Here is a 13,742-nt window from a genome sequence, read left to right as displayed (position 1 = left end):
CGATTGAATAGGGTAGTATTGACACGTCGAACAAGACCATGAGGGGAGAAACCCATGTCCCAGAAGCAGCAGAAGGACCTCGTAATCGTCGGAGCGGGCCCTGCGGGCCTCTCCGCCGCCATCTACTCGGCGCGAGCCCTGCTCGACGCCGTGACCCTGGAGCAGGAGGCCGTGGGTGGCCAGATCATCCTCACCAGCGAGGTCGACAACTACCCCGGCGTCCCGCACACCGACGGCTTCACCCTGACGGATACCATGCAGAGGCAGGCCGAGGAACTCGGCGCAAGCGTGGTCATGGGCAAGGTGGAGTCAATCTCCAAGGACGAGCGGACGGGCAGGTTCGCCGTCGTCACGTCCGACGTGAGCTACGAGTCACGTGCCGTCATCATTGCTGGCGGCGCGACCCCGCGCCCGGGCGGCTTCGAGGGCGAGGACGAGTTCCGTGGGCACGGCGTCTCGTACTGCGCCACCTGTGACGGCATGTTCTACCGCGGCAAGCAGGTCTTCGTCATAGGCGGGGGCAACTCGGCCGCCGAGGAGGCCCTGTTCCTCGCCAAGTTCGCCGACCACGTGACCATGGTGGTGCGCAAGGACCACCTGCGCGCCCAGGCGGCCGTGCAGCGGCAGGTCGAGCAGAACGAGAGGGTCTCCGTGCGCTTCAACACCTCCATCGTGAAGGTCGACGGGGACAAGCTCCTCAAGAGCGTCAGCTTCAGGGACAACCTCACCGGTGACGTCCACGTGGAGGAGTTCGACGAGGGCAGCTTTGGCGTCTTCGTGTTCGTGGGTCGCATCCCGGCCTCCGAACTCGTGAGCCAGTCGGTCGACGTGGACGAGCGCGGCTACATCGTCACCAACGAGCGCATGGAGACGAGCCTGCCCGGACTCTTCGCCGCGGGCGACGTGCGCCAGACACCGCTGCGCCAGATCATCACGGCAGCCTCGGACGGCGCCGTCGCCGCCACGAGCGTCGCTTCCTACCTGGGACAGCCCATAGACTGCTGAGGCCGGCAAGCAGGCCCTCGCGGCCTCGTGCCATCGCATCCACAGGAATGCTCCCGTCCAGAGGAGCCTCTAGGCGGGGGCGTCCTTCTCTTCTCCCCTATAACCGTGATAATATATCTTATGTAAAGTAGAAGAGACTCTCGCCTTTCTCTGGGGGCTCTCTTGGCGACGGCCCCTACCTCACCTCTGACGTGCCGACGGCGACAAGTCCGGCTGTCCGCTGGCCCGACTATGCCATCGTGGACAGTTTTCCGCCCATCCCGCGTCGATTCTGTCCACGATCGCAAGATTGGGGCTCGCCGTTGGGCTCGCATGGGCAGAGTGACTCCGGGCCAAGCCCTGCAGGCAGCTAGCCGATGCGCGGAATCTTGCCCGTGGCGAGCGAGCTGCGGCAGTAGTCCAGGATCAGCTCCTGGGTCTCGACCTCAGTGTCGGTGTTCATGATGACGAGGATCTCGTCCAGGGCCTCGAGGGTGGTCTCTCCGCTGGGAACGATGTCCACTCCCGCGCGGGACACCGTGACGATGCGCGAGTCGTCGGGCCAGCCCACCTCGCTGAGGGTGCGACCCTCGAGCTTGCTGCCCGCACCCACGGTATAGGTGTGGAGGACCTTCTCGCCTGGCTCGCCGTTGGCGGAGGGGTCGACGGGCGTCAGATCGAGAAGCCTGGAGAGCAGCCTCTCGTAGAACGGGTCCGTCTTGGTGAGGTTGGCGACGACGTACGAGACGATGGAGACGATGGAGACCGAGAGCAGCGCGTCCATGCTGCCCGTGAGCTCGAAGGCGAGCACCACGGCCGTCACGGGGGCCCTCACGACCGACGCGAAGAGCCCTGCGATGCCCAAGGCCATGAAGTTGGCCATGAAGAGCGACTGGACGCCCGTGACGCGGGTCAGGCAGGCTGCGAAGACGGCTCCGCAGAGCATCCCCATGACGCAGAGCGGGAACAGCGTGCCACCGGGCGTCCCCGCCCCGAAGCAGACCGTCGTGTAGAGGTACTTTCCCAGGAGCAGCAGGGCCAAGGTCCCCAGGGGCACGGCCGCGGGGGCCGAGAGAAGCTCCACGATGGCGTCGCCGCCACAGAGCAGCTCGGGCATGGCGTAGGCGACGGGAATGGCCAGCGCGAAGGGAATCGCGAGCCTGAGCTGCAGGGGCAACTCCCCCATCTTAGCGAACAGGCGTTCGGTACATGCGAACATGCCGCGATTGTGGACGGCACCCGCGAGCCCGCAGAGCACGCCCAGGGCAACGACATAGAGGTAGTAGTCGTGCGGGATGTCCTTGATGAAGGCGAGCTTGAGCACGGGCTGCACGCCCAGGACCTGTGACACGAGGAAGTCCGACGCCACGGCGCTCGCCATGGCGGACACGATGAGCGACGGCGCGAACTCCTTGTGGATCTCCTCTATGGCAAAGAGCACGCCCGTGAGCGGCGCGTTGAAGGCGGCGGACATGCCCGCGGCGGCCCCGCAGGTGACAAGGAGGCGCTCCTCTCCCCTGTTCCTCCTGAGCAGGCGCGAGACGGCCTTGCCGCCCATGCTCCCCAGCTGCACGCTGGGACCCTCCCTGCCCATCGAGAGGCCGGCGAGGGCGCAAAGCACGCCCTCGCTGAACTTCGCGAGGAGGACGCGGTGCCAGGGCATGTCCATGCGGCCCATGACCTCGGCGTCCGTCTGCGGGATGCCCGAACCCGAGGTGTAGGGCTCCCAGCGAACGAGCGCGGCGACGACGAGGCAGCAGGCGAGCACGAGGGCGGCGAATCCCAGCAGCCCGAGGCCGGAGGAGAAGAAGGTGGGCAGGAGCCCCCTCAGGATGTGCTCCGCCCTCGTGAGCGCCATGCGGTAGAGGGTCACCACTCCCCCGCCCGCTATTCCCACCAGCGCGCCCTCCCAGACCATGTCTATCTGGAAGCGACGCGAGAAGCGCCTCCTGACCTCCCCCTGCATCGTGTCTGCGAACACCTGCGCGTGACCTCCCCTGCTGGCCGCCGCGGCGGCCCCGTGCCAATCGTCGAGATAAGACCAACTGCCCAAAGACCGGACGACCCAACATCATACGCATGCCACGGGCGGGGACGAACCGTCTGGTCCGCCCCCGCCCGTCGTCGAGTTCCAAAGGGCTGCCGGCTGCTAGTAGCTGCCGCCGCCGATGAAGCTGTACACGCTGGCGATGCACACCGTGCGGCCGGGATACGGCGCATGGATCATCTGGCCGCCGCCGATGTAGATGCCCACGTGACCGTCACTCGGGAAGACGAGGTCGCCCACCTGGAGCTCGTCCATGCTGGTCTTCCAGTCTCCCGTGGACTTGAGCGAGTCGATCATGTCGTAGGTGGTGCGGCCGCGGGCGTAGCCGTAGCTGTAGCAGACCAAGCCGGAGCAGTCCACGCCGCTGGCGGATGCGCCAGCCCACTCATAGGGCACGCCGATCATGGAGTAGGCCGTGGAGAGACCGCCGCCCGAGGCGCCGCCGTTCTTCGAGGTGCTTGGCTCCTCCTGGGTCGCCTGCCGGGTCTGGGGCTGCTGCTGGGGTGTCTCGTCCTGGGACGGGCTCTGAGCCTGACCCTGGGAGGGGGCGTCATCCTGCTGCTCGGCCTGGGCGGGTGTCTCCGCCGCCTGGGTCGCCTCAGACGATGTGCCGCCGTCGTGCGCCTCGCTGATGACCTGACTCACGGCAGAGGCCTGCCCCCCGCTCTCCTGGGCCTGCTGCCGCTCGGCCGCGGCCTGGGCCGCGAGCTGCTCCTGGACCTCGGCGCTCAGGCTGTTGTAGTACGAGCGCGCCTGCTCGAGCTTGGAGTTGTACTCGGCAACCTGGGAGTTGAGGCTGTCGACTGCGGCCTGCTGCCCCTGCTGGCGGCTCTCGAGCTCCTCCTCCTCGCCCTTGAGCTGGCCCTGGAGGTCGTTGACGCGGGCGATGCTCTGGGCCTGCGCCGAGCTCACCTTGCCGGCATAGTAGACGTTCTGGACGAAGTCGCCGATGCTGTTGGAGCCCAGCGCTATCTGGAGCAGCGAGACGGAGCCGTTCTTGTACGAGCTTCGCACCGTGGTGCCCAGCTCGCCCTTGGCAGTCTGGAGCTGCTGCTGGGTCTCTTCGATCTGGCTCTGCTTCTGGCCGATCTGGTAGCGGGTCTGCTCGAGCTCAGCGGTCTGGCTCTGCAGGCTCTGCTCCAGCGAGGACGCCTCCGAGCTTAGGGACGATATGGTCGCGGACGCCTGGGCCAGGTCGGACTGCGGATCGGCGAGGGCCATGGTGGGGAGCAGCCCGGCAGTGGCCAGGACTGCGGCCAGGCCAGCCGTGGCGGCCCTGCGTCCGAAGGAACGAGCCAATGGGCTCTTGGGCATGAGCATTTCCTTTCGTAGGCTAGTCCCGTCAATTCTATGATTCCGGCAAGGGGCCGACTGCCATTCCACAGAACGGCCACCGGCCTGAAACCCCTGCAAAAGCGGACGGGAGGTCCGTACCTACTTCACCTGGACGAGGGTGAACACCTCCTGGTCGAATGACTCGGCGATGGTCTTGCGGGGGTCCAGGAAGGCAAGCTCGAGGATGAAGGAGAAGCCCACGACCTCGGCCCCCGCCTTCTTGACCAGTCGCGCGGTGGCGACGGCGGTGCCGCCCGTGGCAACCAGGTCGTCCACGATGAGGACCTTGTCGCCGTCGCGGACGCTGTCCTTGTGTATCTGCAGCTCGTCGGTGCCGTACTCGAGGGAGTAGGTCTCGGAGTAGACGGCACGGGGGAGCTTGCCAGGCTTGCGGGCTGGGACGAACCCGGCGCCGAGCTTGTAGGCGACGGGGGCGCCGATGAGGAAGCCGCGGGCCTCGGCGCCTACGACCTTGGTGATGCCGGCGCCCTCGTAGTGCTCTGCGATCTGGTCAACGGCCGACGCCAGCCCCTCGGGGTCCGCCAGGAGCGGGGTGATGTCCTTGAAGATCACGCCCGGCTCGGGGTAGTCGGGGATGTCGACGATGTAGCTTTCGAGCTTGCGGTCGGACACGTCTGTTCCTCTCGTCTTGGTCGTCCTGGTGGGCGACGCGCTAGTCCTGTCTGTCCTCCATCTGGCTGAAGGTCTGCGAGACCTGCCTGCGGATGAGCGCCTCCCGCACGTTGCCGGTGAGGCTCAGCATCTGGCGGAACGCCTGCTCGAACTGCTGGCGGCTCTCGCTGGTGAGCTCCATCTGGACCCCTCCGCCCTTGCGGGCGAACACGATGAGCGCCTGCTCGAACATGGCGCTCTCGCGATTGGCGGCCGTGACGTACTGCCTCAGGTTCTTGGGGCCGATGCCGAAGTGGCGCAGCTCGTCGCAGGCCCTGATGAGCGGGAAGTCCTTCCCGTCCACCAGGTCGCGGCCGTGCGGCGACCTCTTGAGCGCGATGAGGCCCGCGTCCGAGAGCTGGCGCACGAAGCTCACCGACATGCCCAGCACCTCGGGCATGCGGTCGATGGGGTGGAGCTTCTTCGCAAGCTCCTCGTCCTCGTTGGGAAGACGCAGCGAGCTGGGGAGCCCCAATGCCTCGTCCTGCTCCCCCACCGGCCCGGAGCCGTTGCCCTCGAGCCGCTCCTTGATCACGGAGAGGGGCAGGAAGCGGGTCTTCTGGAGGTAGAGGATGGTCTCGAGGCGATGCACGTCATGCTGCGAGTACAGGCGGTAGCCCGAGGGCGTGCGCGACGGGTCGAGCAGCCCCTCGTCCTCGAGGTAGCGCACCTTCGAGATGGAGAGGTCGGGGTACTGCGCCTGCAGCTTGCGAACGACCTTGCCGATCGTCAGGTATCCGGCGTCGGGCATGGCCTAGTTCCCGGTCTCGATCCTGGTCGGCTTCTGGTTGGTGTGGAACACCATGCGGAAGGTGCCGATCTGGATCGTGGAGCCGTCCTTGAGCATGGCGCGGTTGACGATGGCGCCATCCACCCAGCTGCCGTTGAGCGAGCCCAGGTCCTCGATGGTGGCGAATCCGGAGGCGAGTCCGCTGAGGTCGATGCGCGCATGGCGGCGCGACACCGTCATGTCGTTGAGGAAGACGGAGCTGTTGGGGTCACGGCCGATGCTAATCTCGTCCTCGCTCAGCTCGAAGACGGAACCAGTCTGGGGCCCCTTCACGATTGAGAGCGTGGGACTCGACGGCCTCGCCTGGTCCATGAGGTCGGGCGAGGTGGAGTCGGAGGAAGGCATGCGGAAGATCTCGGTCGCGCCCATCTCGGGGCTGTTGTTTGTGGACGTCAAGGCGGCTCCCCTCGATGTGGAGTGTACGTAGACCATCATAGCGCTTGCGCCTGGGCTACCTGCAGGCGACGCAGTCCATCTCGACGAGCGCGCCCAGGGGCAGGCGGGCGACCTCGACGACGGAGCGGGCGGGGGCGGGCGTCACGAAGTGGCGCCCGTACACCTCGTCGACCGCGGGGAGGTCGTCCAGGTCCGTCAGGTAGAGCGTGGTCTGGGCGACGTCGGAGAGGGTACAGTCGCATTCGGAGAGGAGCGACGCCACCAGGGCGATGATCCTCTCGGCCTCGGCGGCGGCACCGCCTTCCACGATGCGCGTGGGGTCGTCGGGGTCGACAGCGACCTGTCCCGCGGCGAAGACGAGGCGCCCCGCCGTGGTCCCCTGGGAGTAGGGCCCCGCCGCGTCGGGGACGCCCGGCGCGTGGATGGAGTACTTCATCGCGCGTCCCCCGGCTCGTCTCCCCCCGAGAAGGCGCCCAGCCTGCGCTCGCGGGCGGCGTGCACGAGCCGCTCGAGGGCGGCCTCCAGCACGTCGGTGGGGCAGGCGAGGTTGAGGCGCTCGAAGCAGTCGCCCTCGGGGCCGAACATCGAGCCCTCGTCGGGGAAGAGCAGGGCGTCCTCGCACATGAAGGCCTCGAGCTCCTCCTTCGAGAGCCCCCAGGAGCCGAAGTCGAGCCAGGCGAGGTAGGTCCCCTCGAGCGGGTAGAGCTCGACTTCGGGCAGGTACGCGGCGAGGAAGCCCCTGAGCATCTGGTAGTTCGCCCACACGAGCCCGATCAGCTGCTCGAGCCACTCGTCGCAGCTGGTGTAGGCAGCCTGGGTGGCCACGTAGGCGAAGGCATTGAGCTCCAGGAGCGGCACCTTGGCGAAGCCCTCCTCGAAGCGCTCGCGCAGGGCCTCGTCGGGGATGTAGATGGCGGACGCCTGGCAGCCGGCCAGGTTGAAGGTCTTCGAGGGGGCGGTGCAGACCAGGATGTGGTCATACTCCCCCGCCTCCGCCACGCGCATGATGGTCGTGTGAGCGTGCCCGGGCATCACGAGGTCGTCGTGGATCTCGTCGCTCACCACGATGACGTCGTTCTGCACGCAGATGTCAAGGAGGCGCCTGAGCTCGTCGGCCCTCCAGACGCGCCCCACGGGGTTGTGCGGGCTGCAGAGCACGAGCATGCGGTTCCTCGGGTCGGCCGCCTTCTGGGCGAGGTCCTCGAAGTCCATCTCGTAGGAGTGGCCGCCCTCCTCGAGCTCGACGCGCCTCAGGGGGTTGGTGACCAGCGTGCGCCCCGTCCGCTCCACTGCCATGCGGAAGGGGTAGTACACAGGCGGCTGGATGATGACGCCGTCGCCCTCCTCGGTGAGCGAGCTCACGGCGTTGAAGATGGCCGGTACGACCCCTGGCGAGGTGACCAGCCAGGCGCGCGCCGGCGTCCAGCCGTGGTGGCGCGCCTGCCAGCCTATGCACGCGTCGTAGAAGGCGTCGGTGGGCTCGGTGTAGCCGAGGATGGCGTCGTCCAGGTAGGACCTCAGGGCGTCGATCACCTCGGGCGGGTTGGGCAGCTCCATGTCCGCGACGGAGAGGGGCACGATCTCGTGCCCCACGCGGGGGTTGCGCCGGTACATGGCGTCCCACTTCGCCGACCCGGTGTTCTCTCGGCTCACATGGGTCTCGAAGTCGTATCCCATGGCATCTCTCCCTCCCTCGGGTCCCGGGCGCACGCCCGGGCGCCCATCCGATTATCTACGAACGCAGGCCGCGCGCGCCCACGAAGTCGTCCGTCTTGCGCAGGAGCCCCTGGCCGTCGAGCTCGCCCCCTGTGGGGGTCACGCGGTCTGCCTGGGCGAGCCAGCCCGCCCAGGGCAGCGCCTCCCTCAGGCGAGAGAGGACGCGCCCGTGCCCCACCGGCGTCACCGAACCGAAGGAGAGGAGGCTCCTCCAGAGCCTGCGCACGAGCGTGGGCGGCACCATGAGGAGGGAGCAGTCCTCCCCCGCGAGCGGCAGCCGTGCGACGAGGCAGCCTATCCGCCCGTCCAGGAGGAGCTCGCCGAGCCTGCCCGCCGCGGGAAGCGTGTCCTCGCCCGGCAGGTAGTCCCTGAGGACGGCCTCGGCGGAGTCTCCCCAGAGCGCGAGCGGGACGAGCCGGTCCGTGACGTCCTCGGTCCCCAGGCCCTCGTAGGGCTTGTAGCCCCCCTGCTCGACGTTGGCCAGGAACGACAGCCAGGCGCTCAGGGTCTGGGAGCGCGGGCTCAGGTCCCAGATCGCGTACTCGTCGTCGCCGGTGCGCCCCAGGAGGGGAATCGACGCCAGGGAGCCGTCGCCCAGGAGCGCCGGCTGGAAGGAGCACTCCCCCACCGCAAGGCGCTCGCCCGCGAACGCGGCCTGCGCCCAGGAGCTGGCCGGACCGCCGGAGGCGAGGAGCACCAGCGTGCCCGTGAGGTCGCAGAGGGCGCAGCCCCCGCGGAAGGGGTCGTCCGCACCCTCCGTGACATACGAGACGGGCCCCAGGAGCGGCGCCTTCCCCTCGGGGAAGCTCGCTCCCAGGAGCAGGTGCTCCTCGTGCAGTTCGCTCTGCAGCATGCAGGTCACATCCAGACTACGCGCCCATGAGCTGGGTCACGTCGAAGAAGAGGGGCAGTTCGAAGGGAGAGAAGGCCGGCACGCTCACGGGTCGCAAGCTTCCGCGCAGGCAGCTTACGGCCACGCTCCGCCCGTCCTGGGTCCAGGAGGAGTAGCCGAAGGGCCCTCCCAGGTCGCAGAGCTCGCCCTCCCCGCGCAGGGTCGTGGAGTACGAGACGGGCTGGCCGCGGTAGCAGCGCCCGCCCACGCTCCACTCCGGCGTGACCACGACCTTGCCCCAGAAGCCGAGTGCCCAGCCGCTCACGCGGATGGGCCAGCTGCTGCGCGCCAGGTGGACCTGGCCCAGGTACTCGTCGTAGGCCCAGTCCATGAGGGCGGCCGTGTCCGTGAAGCGGCCCTCGTGCGTCTGGCAGCCCAGGACGCAGCTGAAGAGCTGCAGGCCGTGGCGGCGCGACGAGCCCAGGAAGGTGGTCCCCGCCTCCACGGCGCCGGTCTTGATGCCGCAGAGGCCGCCGTAGCTCTCCATGAGGTCGTCGGTCGACTCGAAGGTCCGCTCCTTGCCCGCCACCACGCAGCTGTAGCTGCGCGTCATGACGGCCTGCGCTATGAAGGGGTAGTGCTCGAGCGCGTAGCGGCCCATCACCACGAGGTCGTGGGCGCAGGAGTAGTGCCCGTCCTGCTCGAGCCCGTGCGGGTTGGCGAAGTGCGTGTCCCCCATGCCCAGCTCGGCGGCCTTCTTGTTCATGAGCCCCACGAAGGCGTCCGTGCTGCCCGCGACGTTGATGGCGACGTCGTCCGCGGAGTCGTTGCCCGAGTACACGAGCATGGTCATCATCAGGTCGCGCAGGGTGGGGGCATCTCCCTGCTTCCACCCCGTGAGCTGGGCACCCTCCTCGTAGCTGCCATCGACGACCGTACAGGCGCCGTCGAGCGACCTGCCCGAGTCGAGGGCCACCATGGCCGTCATAACCTTGGTGATGGACGCCATTGCCATGTGCTCTTGGGCGTCCTGGGCGAAGAGGACGTTGCCGTCCTGGTCCATGACCTCGTAGCTCCTGGCCTCGCTGAGCCTGGGGGGCTCGACCGCGAACGCGGGGGCAGGCAGGGCCAGGAAGCACAGGACCGCGAGAACGAGGGCGAGGGACGCGCCAAGGACGATGCGGGATGTCCCCCGTCCGAACGTGCCCCAGGTGCCGGCGGGCCTCATCGGCCCTCGCCGTCCTCCGCCCTGGACGCAAGGGCATCTCGTCTGATGGCGATGCCGGTCCTGGTGTACTCGAGGACGGCGAGCAGGGAGCAGAGGAGCCCCGCGTACACGAAGAAGATGCCCATGCAGGCGGGGTCATGGTTGAGGCCGGGCAGCCAGCCGAGGCTGGTGACCCCCAGCCCCCGCACGACGGGAAGGCCCAGCAAGAGGTCGCAGAAGCCAAACATGAGGAGCGCCGTCGCCGCCTTGCCCACGAAGACCACGTCCACCGGACGGCGGCGGTAGTGCTGCAGGCGCAGCCCGCCCAGGAAGAGGTAGACGTCGCGGCCGATGACGAAGCAGGCCACCCACACGGGGAGCTCGCCGGTGATGATGAGCCCCAGGACACCCGTGAAGAGCAGCACGCGGTCCATGATGGGATCCATGACCTTGCCCACCCAGCTGACGGTCTGGGTGCGGCGCGCCACCTGCCCGTCCAGGAAGTCCGTCACCGCGGCGACCGCATAGAACGCCAGGGCGACGTAGCGGTTCATGTCCGAGACGAACATCCACAGGAAGACGATGGTGAGCACGAAGCGGCAGGCAGTGATCACGTTTGCCACGGTGAGGATCGCGTTGGACGGGTTCTGGGGGCTGCCCACGGGAGCGGTGGCGGTGCCATGGGCCTGTGCCATGGCGGCGTCGTGGTCCGCCTGGCTCTTCACGCGGGTCTCGATCTTGTCCTTGGTCTTTCCCAAACGAGTGCCTCCGATGCTCCGGGCCCTCGCCCGGAATCGCATTGAACGACCCTCATACTACCCCATGCCCCCAGGGGCTAGACGGGCAGGAGCTCCCGCACCACACGCTCCCCAAGCTCGCTCGTGCTGGCGCTCCCGCCCAGGTCGGGCGTGAGGGTGTCGCTGTCCTGCAGCACGCGCTCGATGGCGTCCAGCACGCGACGCGCCCACTCGGCGTGTCCCAGGTGCTCGAGCATCTGGCTCGCGGACCAGAGCGTGGCGAGCGGGTTGGCGATGCCCCGTCCAGCGATGTCCGGCGCCGAGCCGTGGATGGGCTCGAACATGGAGGGGAAGCGTCCCTCGGGGTTGAGGTTGGCCCCCGCGGCGAGCCCCATGCCCCCGCTGATGGCGGCGCCGAGGTCGGTCAGGATGTCGCCGAAGAGGTTGGAGGCAACCACCACCTGGAAGCGGCCAGGGTCCCTCACCATGAGCATGGCCGCCGCGTCCACCAGGTAGCTGTGGGTCTCCACCTCCGGGTACTCGGCCGAGAGCTCCTCGAAGACCTGGTCCCAGAAGACCATGGAATAGTTGAGGGCGTTGCCCTTGCTGATGCTCGTGAGGCTCCTGTGCTCGCGCCGTGCCAGCTCGAAGGCGTAGCGCATGATGCGCTCGGTCCCGTGGCGAGAGAAGACCCCGTCCTGGATCACGACCTCGCGCGGGGTGCCCGCGTACAGCCAGGAGCCGGAGCCGGCGTACTCGCCCTCGCTGTTCTCGCGGATGAACGTCATGTCTATCTGACCGGGCTCGACGCCCTTGAGGGGGCAGGGCGCACCCTTGAGCAGGCGCACGGGACGCACGTTGACGTACTCGTCGAAGTCGTGGCGGATCCTCAGCAGGAGGTCGCGCAGGGACACGTGGTCGGACACGCCGGGGAAGCCGACCGCGCCCAGGAGGATGGCGTCGAAGCCCCTGAGCCTCTCTATGCCGTCCTCGGGCATCATCTGGCCGGTCCTGAGGTAGTGCTCGCAGCCCCAGGGGAAGCTCGTGAAGTCGAAGTCGAAGCCACCGTCCGCCTCGGCGACCGCGTCCAGGAGCCTGACGCCCTCGGCAACCACCTCGGGGCCTATGCCGTCGCCGGGGATGAGGGCGATCCGATGGGTCTGCTTCGTGGCCATGTCTCCTCCTGACCGCCCCTGGGGGCAAGCGTCTCGTACCGATGCAGGAGCTTAGGGCATGGGGGTTTCGGGCGGGTAAACGGGCGGGCAGGCGCACGTGCGCACGGAGCCGAGGAGCGCCTCCGGCTCGTGGACCCTGAGCTCGAGCGGGAGTCCCTCCGCCGTAGCGGCACAGACCACGTGCCCCAGCTCCAGCCCCCAGCGGAAGCGCCAGTGGCCGAACCAGTCCTGGTGCTCGCGCAGGTCCGCGTAGAAGCCCGTCCCCTCCGCCTTGAGCGTCGCCTCGAGGCGCGTCCACAGGCGGGCGAACCCCTCTGGCGTGAGCCTCGAGGGCTGGTCCTCCAGGCTGGGCGCGAGGGCCTGGCCTCCGCGCCTCAAGGTCATGACCTTGAGGCGGTCCACGTCCTCGGAGGCAGACGCGACGTCGAGCCCCACCACCGAGGGAGAGGAGCACACGGCCACGAGCTGGTGGGTGTGGGATATGCCCAGGTGCCAGTCGCCCGAGGTGGGCTCGGGCTTCCCGTAGGGACCGTCGAGCAGGTCCCCGTCCCGAACGAGCCCCATGCACCCGGCAAGGATGAGGCCCGTTCCCAGGGACTCGGCCCTCATGCCGGGATGCCGCGCATGGCACGCTCTGTCCAGGTAGCGCGGCATGACGCGTCCCTCGAGCGCGTCGGCGAGCTCGCGCGGGTCCCCCAGCTCGCAGAGCGACCCGAGGTCAAGCAGGTGGCAGGTCACCTGGGCGTCGGATGCGAGCGCCTCTCTCCCCTGGCGCATGGCTACTGCACCTTCTCCACAAGGTGGCGGTACTGGATCTGGGCCAGGTCTCGGAGGGCGCGCGCGAGCTCGAGGAGGAGGTAGCGCGGCTCCATCCGCCCCGGGAGGTCGTTCCAGGGGAGCTCGGGCGCGACCATCGCGAGCAGGGCGGAGGCGACGAGGATGGCGAAGCCTGCAGCGAGCGTTGGAGTGGACAAGACGAGGGCCCTTCTTGCGTCTTTCTGACCAACAGATTGTATCAACTGGGTGTAATAGAGGACAAACTCCTCCGGGTGGGCGCATCCTAGTGGCAGGGACCCAGAGATCGATCGAGGCATGGGAGGTCGGAACATGGCAAAGAACACAAGGCAGGACGCGCGAGGCGTGGCGCGTCAGTACAGTCTGGGCGAGGAGGTCGCCAACTCGATCTCTCACGGAGTGGCCGCGCTGCTCTCCATCGCCGCACTGGTCATCATGATCGTGGTGGCGGTGAGCCATGGGGGCGGGTTCCGGCTCGCCGCGGCGATAGTCTTCGGGATCTCGCTCTTCCTGGAGTTCCTCTTCTCCACCCTCTATCACGCGCTCGCGCCCGAGAAGGCCAAGCGCGTCTTCCGCATCATGGACCATGCGGCCATCTACGTGCTCATCGCCGGCAGCTACGCGCCATACGCGCTGGTGACACTCCGCGACGAGGGAGGGCTGGTGCTCTTCTCGGTGGTGTGGGGCGTGGCGATCCTGGGCATCGTGGCGGAGTGCTTCCTCAAGGAGAGGCAGCCAAAGTGGATGTCTGCCCTGGTGTACCTGGCCATGGGCTGGCTCGTGGTGTTCAGGCTGCCGCAGCTGATGGCGCTGCTGCCCACGCCGGCCTTCGCCCTGCTGGTCGCGGGAGGCGTCTGCTACACGCTGGGAACGGGGTTCTACGTGGCGAAGGGGGTGCCCTTCCTGCACTTCGTCTGGCACCTCTTCGTGCTTGCGGGAGCCGCGTGCATGGCGCTCTCCGTCATGCTCTTCGTGCTGTAGGCGCGCGGGCAGCGGCGGAGCGGCCTGAACCTCGGACGTTCGCTTTGCTTGTGCATGACGTGGGGCGAGGCACGA

The 13,742-nt window shown here is 68.1% G+C and carries 15 protein-coding genes; 2 read left to right on the top strand and 13 right to left on the bottom strand.

Features of this window, described 5'->3' with window-relative positions:
• Positions 1-54: 54 nt before the first annotated feature.
• A complete protein-coding gene (gene trxB / locus BQ7388_RS01525) occupies positions 55-1,005 on the top strand; it encodes a thioredoxin-disulfide reductase (protein ID WP_009279248.1) in 951 nt (316 codons plus the stop codon).
• 349 nt (positions 1,006-1,354) lie between these two features.
• Here the strand turns inward: trxB and BQ7388_RS01520 are convergent, their stop codons facing one another.
• From BQ7388_RS01520 to BQ7388_RS01460, 13 genes are all read right to left on the bottom strand, one after another.
• On the bottom strand, positions 1,355-2,965 hold the full coding sequence (locus BQ7388_RS01520) for a ClC family H(+)/Cl(-) exchange transporter (protein WP_072499615.1): 1,611 nt from the start codon (positions 2,963-2,965) through the stop codon (positions 1,355-1,357).
• Positions 2,966-3,133: 168 nt separating this feature from the next.
• Complete coding sequence (locus BQ7388_RS01515; RefSeq protein WP_072499614.1) at positions 3,134-4,345, bottom strand: C40 family peptidase; 1,212 nt, start codon at positions 4,343-4,345, stop codon at positions 3,134-3,136.
• A gap of 120 nt (positions 4,346-4,465) precedes the next feature.
• Positions 4,466-4,999: an adenine phosphoribosyltransferase gene (locus BQ7388_RS01510; protein WP_009279245.1), complete on the bottom strand. Its 534-nt coding sequence runs from the start codon at positions 4,997-4,999 to the stop codon at positions 4,466-4,468.
• A gap of 40 nt (positions 5,000-5,039) precedes the next feature.
• The gene (ftsR, locus tag BQ7388_RS01505; protein WP_072499613.1) at positions 5,040-5,789 is read right to left on the bottom strand and encodes a transcriptional regulator FtsR; all 750 of its coding nucleotides are present in this window, start codon (positions 5,787-5,789) and stop codon (positions 5,040-5,042) included.
• A gap of 3 nt (positions 5,790-5,792) precedes the next feature.
• On the bottom strand, positions 5,793-6,224 hold the full coding sequence (locus tag BQ7388_RS01500; protein WP_009279243.1) for an FHA domain-containing protein: 432 nt from the start codon (positions 6,222-6,224) through the stop codon (positions 5,793-5,795).
• A gap of 55 nt (positions 6,225-6,279) precedes the next feature.
• Complete coding sequence (locus BQ7388_RS01495; RefSeq protein WP_072499612.1) at positions 6,280-6,660, bottom strand: Rid family detoxifying hydrolase; 381 nt, start codon at positions 6,658-6,660, stop codon at positions 6,280-6,282.
• The gene (locus BQ7388_RS01490) at positions 6,657-7,901 is read right to left on the bottom strand and encodes a MalY/PatB family protein (RefSeq protein WP_072499611.1); all 1,245 of its coding nucleotides are present in this window, start codon (positions 7,899-7,901) and stop codon (positions 6,657-6,659) included. Before BQ7388_RS01490 ends, BQ7388_RS01495 begins: the two co-directional genes overlap by 4 nt.
• Before the next feature lie 55 nt (positions 7,902-7,956).
• Complete coding sequence (locus tag BQ7388_RS01485; protein ID WP_072500414.1) at positions 7,957-8,793, bottom strand: hypothetical protein; 837 nt, start codon at positions 8,791-8,793, stop codon at positions 7,957-7,959.
• Positions 8,794-8,809: 16 nt separating this feature from the next.
• Positions 8,810-10,000, bottom strand: coding sequence for a D-alanyl-D-alanine carboxypeptidase family protein (locus tag BQ7388_RS01480; RefSeq protein ID WP_072499610.1), 1,191 nt, complete (start codon positions 9,998-10,000; stop codon positions 8,810-8,812).
• Positions 9,997-10,737, bottom strand: coding sequence for a CDP-alcohol phosphatidyltransferase family protein (locus BQ7388_RS01475; RefSeq protein ID WP_197414956.1), 741 nt, complete (start codon positions 10,735-10,737; stop codon positions 9,997-9,999). Before BQ7388_RS01475 ends, BQ7388_RS01480 begins: the two co-directional genes overlap by 4 nt.
• A gap of 77 nt (positions 10,738-10,814) precedes the next feature.
• Positions 10,815-11,891 (bottom strand): tartrate dehydrogenase, encoded by a 1,077-nt coding sequence (locus BQ7388_RS01470; protein WP_072499608.1) that lies wholly within the window; start codon positions 11,889-11,891, stop codon positions 10,815-10,817.
• Positions 11,892-11,942: 51 nt separating this feature from the next.
• Positions 11,943-12,668 (bottom strand): 4'-phosphopantetheinyl transferase family protein, encoded by a 726-nt coding sequence (locus tag BQ7388_RS12205; protein ID WP_072499607.1) that lies wholly within the window; start codon positions 12,666-12,668, stop codon positions 11,943-11,945.
• 2 nt (positions 12,669-12,670) lie between these two features.
• Positions 12,671-12,865: a hypothetical protein gene (locus BQ7388_RS01460; RefSeq protein WP_072499606.1), complete on the bottom strand. Its 195-nt coding sequence runs from the start codon at positions 12,863-12,865 to the stop codon at positions 12,671-12,673.
• 133 nt (positions 12,866-12,998) lie between these two features.
• On the opposite strand from BQ7388_RS01460, the gene trhA reads away from it, so the two are divergent.
• Positions 12,999-13,667 carry a PAQR family membrane homeostasis protein TrhA gene (gene trhA / locus BQ7388_RS01455; RefSeq protein ID WP_200781412.1) on the top strand — a complete coding sequence of 223 codons (669 nt, stop codon included), beginning with the start codon at positions 12,999-13,001 and terminating at the stop codon, positions 13,665-13,667.
• Positions 13,668-13,742: the final 75 nt, after the last annotated feature.

The sequence above is a fragment of the Olsenella phocaeensis genome (genome assembly GCF_900120385.1).
Taxonomy (GTDB): domain Bacteria; phylum Actinomycetota; class Coriobacteriia; order Coriobacteriales; family Atopobiaceae; genus Olsenella_I; species Olsenella_I phocaeensis.
This window is presented reverse-complemented; position numbering and strand designations above follow the sequence as displayed.